The sequence below is a fragment of the Testudinibacter sp. TW-1 genome, from assembly GCF_050613185.1.
Taxonomy (GTDB): domain Bacteria; phylum Pseudomonadota; class Gammaproteobacteria; order Enterobacterales; family Pasteurellaceae; genus Chelonobacter.
The window spans coordinates 195,306-209,233 of record NZ_CP192511.1 but is presented as its reverse complement, the minus strand read 5'-3'; the positions used below and the strand labels follow the sequence as shown (position 1 = coordinate 209,233).

At 48.0% G+C, this 13,928-nt stretch carries 16 protein-coding genes; 6 read left to right on the top strand and 10 right to left on the bottom strand.

Going from position 1 to position 13,928, the window contains the following annotated elements; translation table 11 throughout:
* Positions 1-43 precede the first annotated feature (43 nt).
* A complete protein-coding gene (locus ACQ31U_RS01050) occupies positions 44-379 on the top strand; it encodes a zinc ribbon domain-containing protein YjdM (protein ID WP_431053092.1) in 336 nt (111 codons plus the stop codon).
* Between the two features lie 77 nt (positions 380-456).
* Here the strand turns inward: ACQ31U_RS01050 and rimI are convergent, their stop codons facing one another.
* Entirely contained in the window at positions 457-900 is a 444-nt protein-coding gene (rimI, locus tag ACQ31U_RS01045) for a ribosomal protein S18-alanine N-acetyltransferase (RefSeq protein WP_431053090.1), read from the bottom strand.
* Entirely contained in the window at positions 897-1,319 is a 423-nt protein-coding gene (locus ACQ31U_RS01040; RefSeq protein WP_431053088.1) for a DNA polymerase III subunit psi, read from the bottom strand. Before ACQ31U_RS01040 ends, rimI begins: the two co-directional genes overlap by 4 nt.
* A gap of 73 nt (positions 1,320-1,392) precedes the next feature.
* Between ACQ31U_RS01040 and rsmC the strand changes: the two genes are divergently transcribed.
* The 4 genes from rsmC (at position 1,393) to ACQ31U_RS01020 (ending at position 5,016) form a co-directional block, all read left to right on the top strand.
* Complete coding sequence (gene rsmC, locus ACQ31U_RS01035) at positions 1,393-2,391, top strand: 16S rRNA (guanine(1207)-N(2))-methyltransferase RsmC (protein WP_431053086.1); 999 nt, start codon at positions 1,393-1,395, stop codon at positions 2,389-2,391.
* Positions 2,392-2,456: 65 nt separating this feature from the next.
* Positions 2,457-3,119, top strand: coding sequence for a uridine kinase (udk, locus tag ACQ31U_RS01030; RefSeq protein ID WP_431053084.1), 663 nt, complete (start codon positions 2,457-2,459; stop codon positions 3,117-3,119).
* Positions 3,120-3,129: 10 nt separating this feature from the next.
* Entirely contained in the window at positions 3,130-3,711 is a 582-nt protein-coding gene (gene dcd, locus ACQ31U_RS01025; protein ID WP_431053082.1) for a dCTP deaminase, read from the top strand.
* A 6-nt stretch (positions 3,712-3,717) separates the two neighbouring features.
* Positions 3,718-5,016, top strand: coding sequence for an AsmA-like C-terminal region-containing protein (locus ACQ31U_RS01020; RefSeq protein WP_431053080.1), 1,299 nt, complete (start codon positions 3,718-3,720; stop codon positions 5,014-5,016).
* Between the two features lie 90 nt (positions 5,017-5,106).
* Here the strand turns inward: ACQ31U_RS01020 and dctM are convergent, their stop codons facing one another.
* The 3 genes from dctM to ACQ31U_RS01005 all read right to left on the bottom strand — a co-directional run bounded on the left by dctM (position 5,107) and on the right by ACQ31U_RS01005 (position 8,090).
* Positions 5,107-6,390, bottom strand: a complete 1,284-nt coding sequence (gene dctM, locus ACQ31U_RS01015; RefSeq protein ID WP_431053078.1) for a C4-dicarboxylate TRAP transporter large permease protein DctM — start codon at positions 6,388-6,390, stop codon at positions 5,107-5,109.
* 9 nt (positions 6,391-6,399) lie between these two features.
* On the bottom strand, positions 6,400-7,023 hold the full coding sequence (locus ACQ31U_RS01010; protein ID WP_431053076.1) for a TRAP transporter small permease: 624 nt from the start codon (positions 7,021-7,023) through the stop codon (positions 6,400-6,402).
* Positions 7,024-7,085: 62 nt separating this feature from the next.
* A complete protein-coding gene (locus ACQ31U_RS01005; protein ID WP_431053074.1) occupies positions 7,086-8,090 on the bottom strand; it encodes a TRAP transporter substrate-binding protein in 1,005 nt (334 codons plus the stop codon).
* 236 nt (positions 8,091-8,326) lie between these two features.
* Between ACQ31U_RS01005 and mprA the strand changes: the two genes are divergently transcribed.
* The gene (mprA, locus tag ACQ31U_RS01000) at positions 8,327-8,824 is read left to right on the top strand and encodes a transcriptional repressor MprA (RefSeq protein WP_431053072.1); all 498 of its coding nucleotides are present in this window, start codon (positions 8,327-8,329) and stop codon (positions 8,822-8,824) included.
* Between the two features lie 26 nt (positions 8,825-8,850).
* Here mprA and ACQ31U_RS00995 read toward each other — a convergent pair whose 3' ends face one another.
* From ACQ31U_RS00995 to sstT, 5 genes are all read right to left on the bottom strand, one after another.
* Positions 8,851-9,438, bottom strand: coding sequence for an NAD(P)H-dependent oxidoreductase (locus ACQ31U_RS00995; RefSeq protein ID WP_431053070.1), 588 nt, complete (start codon positions 9,436-9,438; stop codon positions 8,851-8,853).
* 6 nt (positions 9,439-9,444) lie between these two features.
* Positions 9,445-9,894 carry an NfeD family protein gene (locus ACQ31U_RS00990; protein WP_431053068.1) on the bottom strand — a complete coding sequence of 150 codons (450 nt, stop codon included), beginning with the start codon at positions 9,892-9,894 and terminating at the stop codon, positions 9,445-9,447.
* Between the two features lie 21 nt (positions 9,895-9,915).
* On the bottom strand, positions 9,916-10,833 hold the full coding sequence (locus ACQ31U_RS00985) for an SPFH domain-containing protein (RefSeq protein ID WP_431053066.1): 918 nt from the start codon (positions 10,831-10,833) through the stop codon (positions 9,916-9,918).
* A gap of 28 nt (positions 10,834-10,861) precedes the next feature.
* A complete protein-coding gene (gene modF / locus ACQ31U_RS00980) occupies positions 10,862-12,316 on the bottom strand; it encodes a molybdate ABC transporter ATP-binding protein ModF (protein WP_431053064.1) in 1,455 nt (484 codons plus the stop codon).
* An 82-nt stretch (positions 12,317-12,398) separates the two neighbouring features.
* On the bottom strand, positions 12,399-13,658 hold the full coding sequence (gene sstT / locus ACQ31U_RS00975; RefSeq protein WP_431053062.1) for a serine/threonine transporter SstT: 1,260 nt from the start codon (positions 13,656-13,658) through the stop codon (positions 12,399-12,401).
* Positions 13,659-13,928 lie beyond the last annotated feature (270 nt).

The window sequence follows — 13,928 nt, the reverse complement described above, 5'->3', positions numbered from 1 at the left end:
GCGCGCGAATTTTTTAAGCGGAAACCATGAAGAGGAAAAAAGAGTGGAACAAATGCCAAATTGCCCGAAATGTAACGGCGAATATGTTTATCACGACACCATTCAATTTGTCTGCCCGGATTGCGGCAACGAATGGAACGGCGAAGAAACTGACGACGGCAGCGAGGAGTTTATCGTCAAAGACAGCAACGGAAACCAACTGCAAGACGGCGATTCCGTGATTTTAATCAAAGATTTAAAAGTGAAAGGCTCATCTCTCGTGTTGAAAAAAGGCAGCAAAGCGAAAAATATCCGCTTGGTTGATTCCGATCACAATGTCGATTGCAAAATCGACGGCGTGAGCTTGGCGCTAAAATCCGAGTTTTTGAAGAAAGCCTAACCGCACTTTAGTATTTATAGTTGAAAGCCGTTTTTTAAACAACCTATTGTTTAAAAACGGCTTTTTTGTTGCTTGCTTTACAAATACAACGCCATCACCAGCGCATTTTCGCGTTTGCCGTCGGCGGCGGGGTAGTAGTTTTTGCGTTGGGTGACCAGATTAAAGCCCAAGCGGTCATACAGTTTTTGTGCAGCAAGGTTGGATTGGCGCACCTCCAGCCAGAGAGTCAATACCGCACTTTGCCTTAATTCGGTGATTAAATGTTGCAGTAACTTTTCTCCCAAGCCTTGTTGCTGATAGGCGGGATCGATTGCGATATTAAACAAGGTGGCTTCGTCCAACACCGTTTGGCAAATGGCGAAACCGACTAATTTTCCGTCTTGCAGCAATTTTAAATTCAGATAACGCTCGCCTTGATTATTCAGCAACGTGCCTTTTGACCACGGCGTGATATGCGCTTGCCGTTCGATTTGGTAGGCGCGCTCAAAATCCGTGCTTTGCAGCGCTAAAATCTCAATCATGAGCCGTCATCCTGTAGTTGGAATTGTTGCAACTGCTGCCACAGACGGCGTTTGGCTTGTGGATTTTGCAGCAGGGTTTGCCAGTCGTCAGTTTGAATGTGCGGCAGGGCTTGAAGTGCGGTTTGCGTTTGCCCGGATAATTCGGGCGTTTCCCCGACCAGCCACAGCGCGGGCGAATGCGTGATTTTCAGGCGGTTAAGTTGTTCGCTGTTGATGATTAAGCATTGCGCCGCCCGAATGCCGAGTGCGCGATACAAATCCGCCAGCAAGCTGTCGGCGGGCGATTGCTCGCTGACTAACAGCAATTTGATATTTTCCGCCACGGCAATCGCCGCCGCGCCTTTTAACGCTTGCGGACGGCGCAATGTCCATTGGTCGATGCCCATTTGTTGCAACAAGCGCGCGCGGCGTGCAGGCATAATAATCCTCGTGAAATGCGAAATCTGTATTATAATGAGCGACGATTTTAACCAATAACCCTCAGGATTTATAGTGATTTCAGTCGAAAGCCAAGTTTTGCAACGCCACCTTCCTTTTTTTGACGATAAATCGGTGCTGTTTGCCGGCAATCTGCACGATCTTTTCCCTAGCCAACTGAAAAACAGCCGTTCGTTGCAAGTGGTCAGCAGCTATTATGATTATGTGCGCAAGGCGCAAAGTGCGGTTGCGGCGGATTTTGCGCTTGAAAACCGTCATCAGGCGGATCTGATGGTCTATTATTGGGGTAAAAACAAGCAGGAAATGCAATTTCAGCTCATGCAAATGCTGGCGCAAGCCCCACTGGGACAATCGCTGTTGATTATCGGCGAAAACCGTTGCGGGGTGCGTTCGGCGGAGAAAATGCTGCAACCGTTCGGCAAGATTCACAAAATTGATTCGGCGCGCCGTTGCGGGCTGTATCATTTTGAATTACAACATAAACCGCACTTTGAACTGGAAAGCTACTGGAAACAATATCGGCATCCGCAATTAGCCGATTTGCGCGTACATAGCTTGCCGGGCGTATTTAGTGCCGGCGAATTGGATCAGGGAACGGCACTGTTGTTGTCGAGCTTGCAACAAAAACTGCGGGGACGAGTGCTGGATTTGGGCTGTGGCGCAGGCGTGATCGGCGGTTATTTAAAACGGCAAAATCCGGCGATTGAGCTGGTGATGAGCGATATTCATGCGATGGCGATTGCGTCGGCGAACCGCACTTTGCAACAAAATCAGTTACAAGGCAAGGTGGTCGCCAGCGATGTGTTTTCCGATTTGAGCGGCAAATTCGATTTGATCATCTCCAATCCGCCATTCCACGACGGCATTGACACCGCCTATCGCGCGGTGGAAACCTTGATTTCACAAGCAAAATGGTTTTTAAATCAAGGCGGGGAGTTGCGTATCGTAGCGAATGCGTTTTTGCCTTATCCGGAATTGTTGGATCGCCATTTTGGCGCACATCGCGTGCTGGCGAAAAGCACGAAATTTAAAGTCTATGCGGTTTACGCCTGATTTGCACAGGTGCGTAAGCAGCGAAATCTTGTTATACTTGCCCAAATTCATTGCAAGGATTGATTATGCCAGATTCAACAACTCAGAACAGTGCAAATAATACCATTATTATTGCGATTGCCGGCGCGTCTGCCTCCGGCAAAAGCCTGATCGCCTCCACCATTCATAAAGAATTATGCGAAGAAGTGGGCGGCGGCGACATCGGGATTATTTCCGAGGATTCCTATTATAAAGACCAAAGCCATCTGTCGTTTGAACAGCGGATCGAAACCAATTACGACCACCCGAATTCGATGGATCACGATCTGTTGGTGGCGCATTTGCAACAGTTAAAACGCGGCGAAACCATTCAAGTGCCGGAATACAGCTATGTTGAACACACCCGCACCGCCAACAGCCGCGAATTTGCGCCGCGCCGGGTGATTATTCTGGAAGGGATTTTATTGCTGACCGACGAACGTTTGCGCAATGAATTGAGTGCGTCGATTTTCGTCGATGCGCCGCTGGACATTTGCTTTATCCGCCGTTTGCAGCGTGATATGCAGGAACGTGGCAGAAGTTTGGAATCGGTGGTGTCGCAATACCGCAAAACCGTGCGCCCGATGTTCTTGCAGTTTATTCAGCCGTCAAAACAGTTTGCTGATATCATCGTGCCGCGCGGTGGAAAAAACCGCATTGCGATCAATATCTTAAAAGCACAAATTCTACAAATGTTAAAACAAAAATAGGGGAAACGGCATGAGATTATGTGATCGTGATATTGAAACCTATTTGGATCAAGGCATTATTGCGCTTGAACCGCGTCCGAGCAATGACAAAATCAACGGCGCAACCGTTGATGTGCGTTTGGGCAATTCTTTCCGCGTGTTTCGTGAATACAACGCGCCTTATATTGATTTGAGCGGCGAACGCTCGGAAATCTCCGCCCAGTTGGAGCGCGTGATGAGCGAAGAGATCGTATTGAATGACGATGAAGCTTTTTTCCTGCACCCGGGCGTCTTGGCATTGGCGACCACCTACGAATCGGTCAAACTGCCGGCAAATGTGATCGGCTGGCTGGACGGGCGTTCTTCCTTGGCGCGTTTGGGGCTGATGGTGCACGTGACTGCCCACCGGATCGATCCGGGCTGGGAAGGCAAAATCGTGTTGGAATTCTTCAACTCCGGTAAATTGCCGTTGGCATTGCGCCCGAAAATGACGATTGGTGCGTTGAGTTTTGAAATTTTAAGCGGCGAAGCGGCACGCCCGTACAACAGCCGTAGCAACGCCAAGTACAAAAATCAGCAAGGTGCGGTCGCCAGCCGTATCAACGAGGACTAAAGCGCGATGGGGCAGCCATGGTGGAAGCGGCGGGTGCTGTATCCGGTTCTGCTTGGAACTGCCTCACTGTCGTTTTTAACCTATTATCAGCTTGGCACATTTGAACGAAAAATCACCGCTGAATTGCGCCGATTGCCTGATTTTCAATTTCAACAAGCGCAATTGAATTATTTTCCCTCGCCGACACTGCAGTTAAAACAAGCGCAATATCACTATCAGGATTGGCAATTTTCGGCGCAACAAGTCGAATTGCAATTCGGTTGGCGGTCATTACTCACCTTTTCCCCGAAAGTAAAACAAGTACAGCTCAGCGGTGGCAATGTGTATTCGGCACAGCAGTTGCAATTCGCCGATTTAACGCTTGTCTTGAGCGAGATTGCTCCGAATTACCAAGCGGCGAAAGTGGATTTAACCGCGCAAAACCGGCGGCAAGATGAATGGCGGTTAAGTGCGGTGGCGCAGCGTTTCCCGAATGGAATCGAGTTATACCAAACCGAGCTGAACGCCGAGATGGCAGAGGACTATTTTTTGAACAACCGCAGGTTGCGGTTTATGGCGGAAAAAGTTTCGTTGTCTGAACAACAAAATTCGTGGCAACTGACGTTACAACAGGCAAGATTAAATCAGTTAAATATTCAAAGTGCGGTCTTGCATTATGCTTTGCCCGCGCAAGTGACGCAGAAACCGCACTTGCAGTTGGTATTGCGCCAAGCACAGGGTAGTTTGCACGTTCAGGCTGTACGGCAAAATAACGCAAACCGATTGCAATTAAAAGCGAGAGGCTTGGCGTTGCAACCTTGGCTGGCATTTTTACAACTGCCGGAATTGTTAGACGGCACGGCGGATTTTGACGGCAACGCACTGTTTGAGCAAGGCGTGTTGTATCAGGGTGACTTACGTTTGCGTGCCAGAGATACCGCACTTAACGGCTTGAACCTACTGGAAATGATTAGCCAATATTACCCGATTCGCCAAGGGGCGAAGCAATATGCCGATCGCATTGCCACCCCGTTTAAGCAGATAGATTTGGATCTGAATTGGGCGGATAATCGCTTGCGAATGAAACAGATCCAAGCGCAGGGCGAGGATTTGAATTTAAGCGGCAAAGGCGAGATGAACCTGACCGATTTCACTTGCCGTTTGGAGTTGCGGCTGTCGCCGACTCTGGCGGGCTATTCCCAATACCAATTGCCGGTCAGCTTGTTTGGCCCATGCCGTTCGCCGCAATACCGGATTAGCATTGATAAAAAATTGGGCAATCAACTGAAACGGTTGTTGAAAGAAAAATTGCAGGAAAAAGAGTAAGCGGGCTGGAAAAGAAAATCTAAATTGAACCGCGCTTTGCTGTGATGATTATCATCAAGCAAAGTGCGGTTTTTTTGCCTTATATCATGCTTACATTGCACCGATCCAATTCGGCAACGAAAGTGAAATCGCCGGAATATAGGTGATGGCGATGAGGAAGCCCAACATCAGTAATAACCATGGCGTTGCGGTTTTAATCACTTGCGGCAGGCTTAAACCGGTGATGGCGGAGGCGACAAACAGGTTTAACCCGACCGGCGGCGTGATCATGCCGATTTCCATATTCACCACCATGATAATCCCCAAGTGAATCGGATCAATGCCTAACTGCATTGCAATCGGGAACAGAATCGGCACCAAAATCAGGATAATCGCCGAGGGTTCCATAAATGCCCCGGCAATTAACAAGACGATATTCACCACGATCAGAAACTGCCACGGTTGCAGATCCATTTCCACCACAAGTGCGGTCAGTTGCTGCGGAATCTGCTCAGTCGTCAGCACGTGGGCGAACAACATCGCATTGGCGATGATGAACATCAGCATAATACTGAGTTTGCCGGCTTCCAACAGCACTTTCGGGCATTCTTTCAGTTTGATGTCTTTATACACAAACACCGCAACAAAGAAAGAATAGACCGCGGCGACGGCGGCGGCTTCGGTCGGCGTGAAAGCGCCGCTGTAAATACCGCCTAAAATAATCACCATTAAAATCAAGCCCCATAAGGCTTTGCGGGCGGAACTAAACCATTCTTTCACCGAGGCACGTGGTAATGCCGGCAGGTTTTTAACCCGTGCGACAATGTAGATCGCCACCATTAGTGCGCCGCCCAGTAACAACCCCGGAACAACCCCCGCCATAAACAAGCGACCGACCGAGCTTTCGGTTGCCGCGGCATAAACCACCATGACGATCGAGGGCGGGATTAAGATCCCTAATGTGCCGGCATTACAAATAATTCCGGTGCCAAACTCCATGGGATAACCGGAGCGTACCATGCCGGCAATCGCAATCGACCCGACCGCGGCAACGGTGGCGGGACTGGATCCGGAAAGCGCGGCAAACAGCATACACGCCAATACCGAAGCAATCGCCAAGCCGCCGCGGATATGTCCGACGGTGGCATTGGCAAAATCGATTAAACGGCGCGCCACGCCACCGGTGGTCATAAAAGCGCCCGCCAATAGGAAGAACGGAATCGCAAGCAGGGTGTAGTGTTCCGAGGTTTCGAACAGTTTGATTGCGACCGAGCTGATCGAATCCTGACTGAAAAAAATAATAATCAAGGAACCGGACAAGCCCAACGCCACTGCGACCGGAACGCCGATCAACATCAGGGCGAACAGGCAAATAAACAAAAAGATGACAGTCATAACGGCTCCTTAATGATTTTCTTCTTGTAATCTTATGGCGTCTTTGGCTTCATCCGCCAAGCCTAAATCACTCTGCTGACCTTTCAGCAAACGCACGAAAATTTCCGCGAAACGCATAAATACCATGCCGTAGCCGATAGGGATAATCAAGCCGATCTGCCAGAGCTGAATACCGAAATGCTGCAAATCTTCCGCCCCGATTTTTGCCTGAAACATTGCCGTGACCCATTCGATACTGGCATAGGCAATCATTGCGGCATAAATCAGACAGGCAAGACAAGCCAGCATGCTGATTTGACGCTGGATCGGCGCAGAGAATTTTTTCACCACCGCGTCAATGCCGATATGCCCGGCGGTGCGCACGCCATAGGAGGCGCCGAAAAAGATTAACATGGCAAAGAACAGCTTGGTTAAAGCAACGCTCCAAGTCATCTCTTGGGCGATATTAATGGAAAAATCCGCGATAGGCAGAAACAGCGATTCGAGCGACGGATAGGTATCTGCCAAATCATAGAACGGAGCATAGAGATTATTAAATAGTACATAGATAAAGGTCACAATCGTCATTAACGCCAGTGATAAGGCGATCATGATCTCTTCCATTTTTCCCCATAAGAATGCGAGCGACTTCATGGTAATTCCTTAAAACTTAACTCGAACAAGGTGCGGCTGGGAACCGCACTTTGTTCGGAATATTATTGTTTGTTGGAGGCTTCGGCAGCTTGGATTAGCTCGGCACCGATTGCGCCTTCAAATTTTTTCCAGACCGGACGCATTGCTTCACGCCATTGCGCTCTCTCTTCCGGCGTCAAGATGATAATCTCAGTGGTTTTGGCATCCAGGATTTTTTGTTTATCGGCTAAGTTGAATTCATGGGATTTTTTATTCACTTCATCACTGACTTGCTGCATGATTTCACTTAATCCGGCACGCAATTCAGGGTTTAAACCGTCCCAGAATTTGGTGTTGACGATCACCATATACGACAGCAAACCGTGGTTGGATTCGGTGATGTATTTTTGTACCTCATGGATTTTTTGCGAATAGATGTTGGAGTACGGATTCTCCGCGCCGTTCACCACGCCGGTTTGCAAACCTTGGTACATTTCGCTGAATGCCATTTTACGCGGTACGGCATTTAACTGTTTGAATTGGGCGTCCAACACTTCGGAGTTTTGCACCCGGAATTTCTGTCCGCGCGCATCACGCGGCACACGCAAGGCTTTATTTGCCGATAACTGTTTCAAGTCATTATTCCAATAACCTAAGCCGGTGATACCTTTATCGATCATGCTGTTCAACAGGCTTTTACCGGCTTCGCTTTTTTCAAAGCGTTCTACTGCGGTAATGTCGTCAAATAAGAATGGCAAATCAAAGACTTGAATTTGCGGCGCATATTTATCAAATTTTGCCAACGAAGGCGCAAGCATTTGTACATTGTTTAACAATAACGCTTCCATCTCTTTGCCGTCACCGTACAGCGAGGAGTTGGAATACACTTCGACTTTCACTTGACCCGGATATTTTTCTTCCGCTAATTTTTTAAAGAGCAGCGCACCTTGTCCTTTCGGGGTTTCATCGGCGACAACGTGTGAAAATTTGATGACCACCGGCTCGGCAGCAAAGGCATTGACTGAAGCAAGCAGTGCTAATGCACTGGCAGAAGACAGAATTTTGAACCAGGTATTCTTCAGTTTCATAGGGAGATCCTTTTGTTAGGGTGAAAAAGAGAGGGAGACTACAGCTGCTAAGATAGGGAATAACGATTTTTTAGTAAATCAGATTTTTATCAAATATTGATCTGGTTCACGAAAAATTAACATTTTTTTTACAGAAAATAAGATTTTTCCGCAAAGTAAATTGAAAATTTAGTGCTTTTATAGTCACTTTGGTTATTATAAAATATTTAAATTATTTAGCGTGTAAAGGAGTTGCTATGCGAAATTTCACAGAAATAGAAGAATCGATCAAACAATGTGCGCAATCCGAGCCGGATCTGCCGTTAGAAAAAGTGTTATTGTTGCGTTTGTTATTACACTCTACCAGCAGTTATTTGGAACACCGCAACCGTTTATTAAAACAATTTGATTTGAACGATACCTTGTTTATGGCATTGGTGGTGCTGTATACCCAACCGAATCATGCCATTCAACCGTCGAAGCTGAGTGATATTTTGGGATCCTCGCGCACCAATGCGACGCGAATCTCCGATGAATTGGTCGGAAGAAAGTGGATTGAGCGGGTGGTGAGCAGCAGTGATCGCCGTTGTTTTGAATTGAAGTTAACCGACTATGGCAAAGACTTTATCAAAGCGCGCTTGCCGCAGCAGTGGCAGAATATCCATGAAGTATTTCGCGGGATCTCGGTGGAGGAAATGCAGCAATTGTCTGCCATTTTGTATAAAATCGTGGCAAATGTGAACGGGAAGAAGTAATAAATTGGGCGTTTCGCCCAATTTAATTAAACGTTTAAGAATTGTTGCGTGGTTTCGGCGGCTTGCTGCAACAGCGCTTGCCGCTCGGTATCACTTATCAGATGAATATCGCCGAAAAGGCTATGCCGAATCTCGTTAATGCCGCAATAGTTAAACAAGCCGTCCACCAGCGTGTCTTGCAGCGATTGCGCAAAACCGCACTTTTGGTAATCCTGCACATTGCTGCCGATTAAAATAAATTGCTGTAACCTTTTGCCGGACAGTAATCCCTGCGAGACGCCGTTTTCCGTTTTATAGGCAAAGCCGTGGGTTAAGACCCGATCCAAATAACCTTTTAAAATCGCCGGAAACCCCATCCACCATAGCGGATAAATCAAGCTGATCAAACCGGCTTGTTGCCACAGTTGTTGTTCGTGGCGGATTTCTTCCGGAATAATGCCTTGGTAAGCGGCTTGCAGCTCGGCATAAGACAGGATCGGATTGAAATTCAGACGGTACAGATCGCGAATTTGCGGATCGTAACCGCACTTTTTGCCGGCATTCGCCACCGTATCGACCACGGCTTTGCTGAAACTGTGAAAATTGGGATGGGCATAAATAATCAGATGTTGCATATTGGCTTACTCCGACATTTTTTCGACGTTCAGGGTGATCCCGTTCACGGACTTGACTTTTACGACATCGCCCGTTTGAAGTTGTTCGCCTTTGATCCGCCAAGTGGTATCGCCAAAATGCGCGCGTCCGATATTATTTTGCTGGATTTCGGTAACAACTCCCCGCTGTCCCAACATCGCAATGCCGCGCTGGTTAAGTGCGGTATGCGGATCTTCTTGCTGATCCTTGCTATGCTGATAGCGCCACCAGATCACACTGGCAGCCACAGCCAATACTGCGAAAATAATCCAATCCCAAGCGAGGGGAATGGCGATAACCGCATTCAGAATTCCGACAACGAAAGCGGCAAGTCCCCACCATAACAGGAAAATTCCCGGAATAACGGCTTCGCCAATTAGCAACACAAAACCGAAAACCAGCCAATACCAGAACGCCCAAGTGTTAAACCATTCCATTTGCCACCTCGTTTGTTTGCATTACTTGGTTGTTTTTAATAATTCGCTAATGCCGGCAATCGAACCAATCAGATTGCCCGCTTCCAACGGCATAAGAACCACTTTGCTGTTGTCGGCTTGTCCGATTTGCTGTAAGGCTTCGGTGTATTTTTGCGCGATAAAATAGTTGATCGCTTTGGTGTCGCCATGGGCAATCGCCTCGGAAACCATTTGCGTGGCTTTGGCTTCCGCTTCCGCCGCCCGTTCGCGAGCTTCCGCTTGCAAGAAGGCTTCTTGCCGTTCCCCTTCCGCTTGCAGAATGCGCGATTGTTTTTCCCCTTCGGCACGCAAAATAGCCGCTTGGCGAATTCCTTCCGCTTCCAAAATATCGGCACGTTTATTCCGTTCGGCTTTCATCTGCGCGTTCATCGAATCGATCAACTCTTTCGGCGGGCGCACGTCACGGATTTCGATCCGCGTGACTTTTACGCCCCATGGATTGGTGGCTTCATCGACAATCGTCAAGAGGCGGCTGTTAATCGAATCGCGCTGAGACAGCATTTCGTCCAACTCCATCGAACCGAGCACGGTACGGATATTGGTCAGGGTTAAGTTGATAATCGCTTGTTCCAAATGGTTGACTTCATACGCCGCATTGCGTGCGTCGACCACCTGCACGAAGCAGACCGCATCAATCGATACGTTGGCGTTATCTTTGGATATCACTTCTTGTGACGGAATATCCAACACCTGTTCCATCATGTTGATTTTACGCCCGACGCGATCGATAAACGGCACGATAAAATTTAAGCCGGGGGTTAATGTGCGGGTGTAGCGCCCGAAACGTTCGATTGTCCAGTGATAGCCCTGCGGCACGGTTTTGAGTGCGGAGAGCAGGGTGAAAATAACAAACAGAACAAAAAACAGGGCGACAACCGGCAGACCGTCTAAAAATTCCATAATTTCAGCTCCTTGATTGAGTTAAACATTAAACATCCGTTTGATAATAAGCGTAACCGCTTGCGTTTGCAATAAATTCAAAAGTGCGGTTGATACATTGCGGTTGATCTTCAAGGTGGTGCGACACAAACAGTAACTGGGTTTGGCTGTTGTCGATCAATTGTTCGATAAAGGTCAGCACCAGGTGGCGATTGATTCCGTCCAGCCCCATTAACGGTTCGTCCAAAATTAAAATCGGCGGGTGTTTCACCAGCGCGCGTGCAATCAGCAACAGGCGCTGTTGCCCCCAAGACAGCGAGCGGAACGGCGCATTGGCAAACGGCTGCATTTTAATCCGTTCCAGCCATTGTAACGCATTCAGGCGCAGACTGTCAGGAATCTTTTGATAAATGCCGATAGAGTCGAAATAACCGGAGACGATCACGTCCAGCGCACTGCAATTGACCTGATGATCCAAGTGCAATTGGTTGCTGAGAAAGCCGATTTTCTGTTTAATGTCCCATACGGTTTCGCCGCTACCGCGCTGTTTGCCGAAAATTTTCACCGCATTGCAAAAGGCTTGCGGGTGATCGCCGCTGATTAAAGACAACAAGGTTGATTTGCCGCAACCGTTCGGGCCTTTAATCCACCAATTTTCGCCCGTTTTGACTTGCCAGTTCAAACCGTTAAGTATGGTTTTTTCGCCGTAACGGACAGTGACGTTTTGCAGATCAAACACATATTCCAAGTGAGCGGGGAGGGTTTGCGGCGCTTGGGCGGCGGCGGGAACCGGTTGGCAGACCGCACTTTCGGCATTGCGCAGCTGTTGAAACACCGGGCTGGCGAGCATTTTAACCGCACTTGCCTGCTGTAGCAGTTTGCATTGGTTCAACATCGCAATACTGTCTGCTTGCGGCGGAATATCATTCAGGCGGTTGATAATTAAAATCACCGTCATTTGTTGGCACAGATCGGCTAATAATTGCTGCCAGAAAGTTTGCGAAGCGTGATCCAAGCCTTCAAACGGTTCGTCTAAAATCAGCAAGTGCGGTTGGCTGATTAAGGCGCTTGCCAGCAACACTTTGCGTCCTTCGCCGGTGGAGAGCAATTTGAACGGGCGATCCAATAGGGCGGTGATGTGCAATTTTTCCGCCAATTCGATTAATCCATGCTTGTCTGGTTGCCCGGCTAAAATCACTTCTGCCGCCGTTCTGCCGTGGTAATCCGGATCGACGCAGTCGTTATTCAGATCGCGGTAGATTTGCTCAATTAATTGTTGCTGTTGCTCGAACGATAACAGGCTGACCCGTTCAAAGTGATTGTGGTATGTCCCCGAATAAGGCGAATTTTTCTGCGCCAAAAATTTTGCCAGAGTGCTTTTGCCGCTGCCGTTATGCCCGACGATCACCGCAAATTCATGGCATTTAAGCTGAAAATCATCAATTTTCAGGCGTAGTTTACTGGTGATTTTTATTTCGGCTTGCTGTAATTGAATGGCTGACATCGATTTTCTCTACGAAATTAAGCTAAATAAAAAAGCGAATCCGCGCTGAACGATGGATTCGCTTTTTCAGGATTAGATAAAACTAACCGTTTTTGCGTTGTTCCGCAAGATCGGCCGCAGCGGTAAACACCACGTCAGTGGAGGAGTTCAAGGCGGTTTCGACCGAATCTTGAATCACACCGATAATAAAGCCAACGCCGATCACCTGCACCGCAATGTCATTCGGAATCCCGAACAGGCTACACGCCAACGGAATCAGCAATAATGAACCGCCGGCAACCCCGGAAGCACCGCAGGCACACACGCTGGCAACCACGCTGAGTAACAGTGCGGTAGCAAAGCTCACTTGAATGCCAAGGGTGGCGACGGCGGCTAAGGTTAATACCGTCACCGTTACCGCAGCACCGGCCATATTGATGGTGGCGCCCAACGGAATTGAAACGGAATAGACTTCTTCGCTCAAATTTAAGCGTTTTGCCAAGTTCATATTCACCGGAATATTGGCGGCGGAGCTACGGGTGAAGAAGGCGGTCAAGCCGCTTTCACGCACAGCGGTCCAAATCAATGGATACGGATTGCGGCGGATTTTCCAGAAGACCAGAATCGGGTTGATAACAAAGGCAACAAACAGCATTGAACCGACCAGCACATAAATCAGGCGGGCATAGGCACCTAATTCTTCCAGTCCTTTATCTGCCATTGCCGCGGCAACTAAACCGAAAACCCCGAACGGTGCGAAAGCGATCACGACTTTCACAATCATGGTGACCGCTTCCGCCAATTCATGAATAATCCGTTTGGTGCTGTCGGAAGCATGGCGTAATGCGATACCTAAACCGATTGCCCATGCCAGAATGCCGATATAATTCGCATTAAACAAGGCTTGAATCGGGTTGTCGACAATGTTCATCAGTACGGTGATAATCACATCACTGACATTTTGCGGCGGGCTTAATTGGGCGTCACCGGTCACCAACGTCAATTGGGTCGGGAACAGAAAGCTGGCGATCACCGCGGTCAATGCTGCCAAGAAGGTGCCGGCGATATACAAAATAATGATTGATTTCATTGTGCTGCTATTGTGTTCCGCCTCGCTTGGTTTACGGTTGGCGATTGCGGACAGCACCAGAATAAACACCAGAATCGGCGCAATGGCACGCAAGCCACGCACAAACAAGGTTCCTAAGATGCTGACGCTTTCGGCAAGATTGAAGCCGAGGCTCGGCGCGAGGGGATGAGTGATTAAACCGACGATGATCCCGAGTACGAGACCAATCGCGATTTTGGTAATCAAACTGCCTTGAAACAAAAGTTTGGTTAAAAAGTGATTTGAGTTACTCATAGTTTTCTTCTTTTTATGGTGGATGGAATTGTCTTTTTACATCGTCTCTGATACGAGATCGAACCTAAGATTAGCGCAAAATTTTTAAGAATAAAACATAAAATTAAATAAAGTCGGGTTTTATTGGGATTATGTCGGTTTTTGTCCGCTTTTTTTAACGATTTGCTAAAGTATTGCGGCTGATAAGGCGGTGTTTTTGATCTTGTTTGGATTTTTTCAGTATCATCCTAAAAAAACACTTGATTACTGTTTTTATATACAGTATAAATC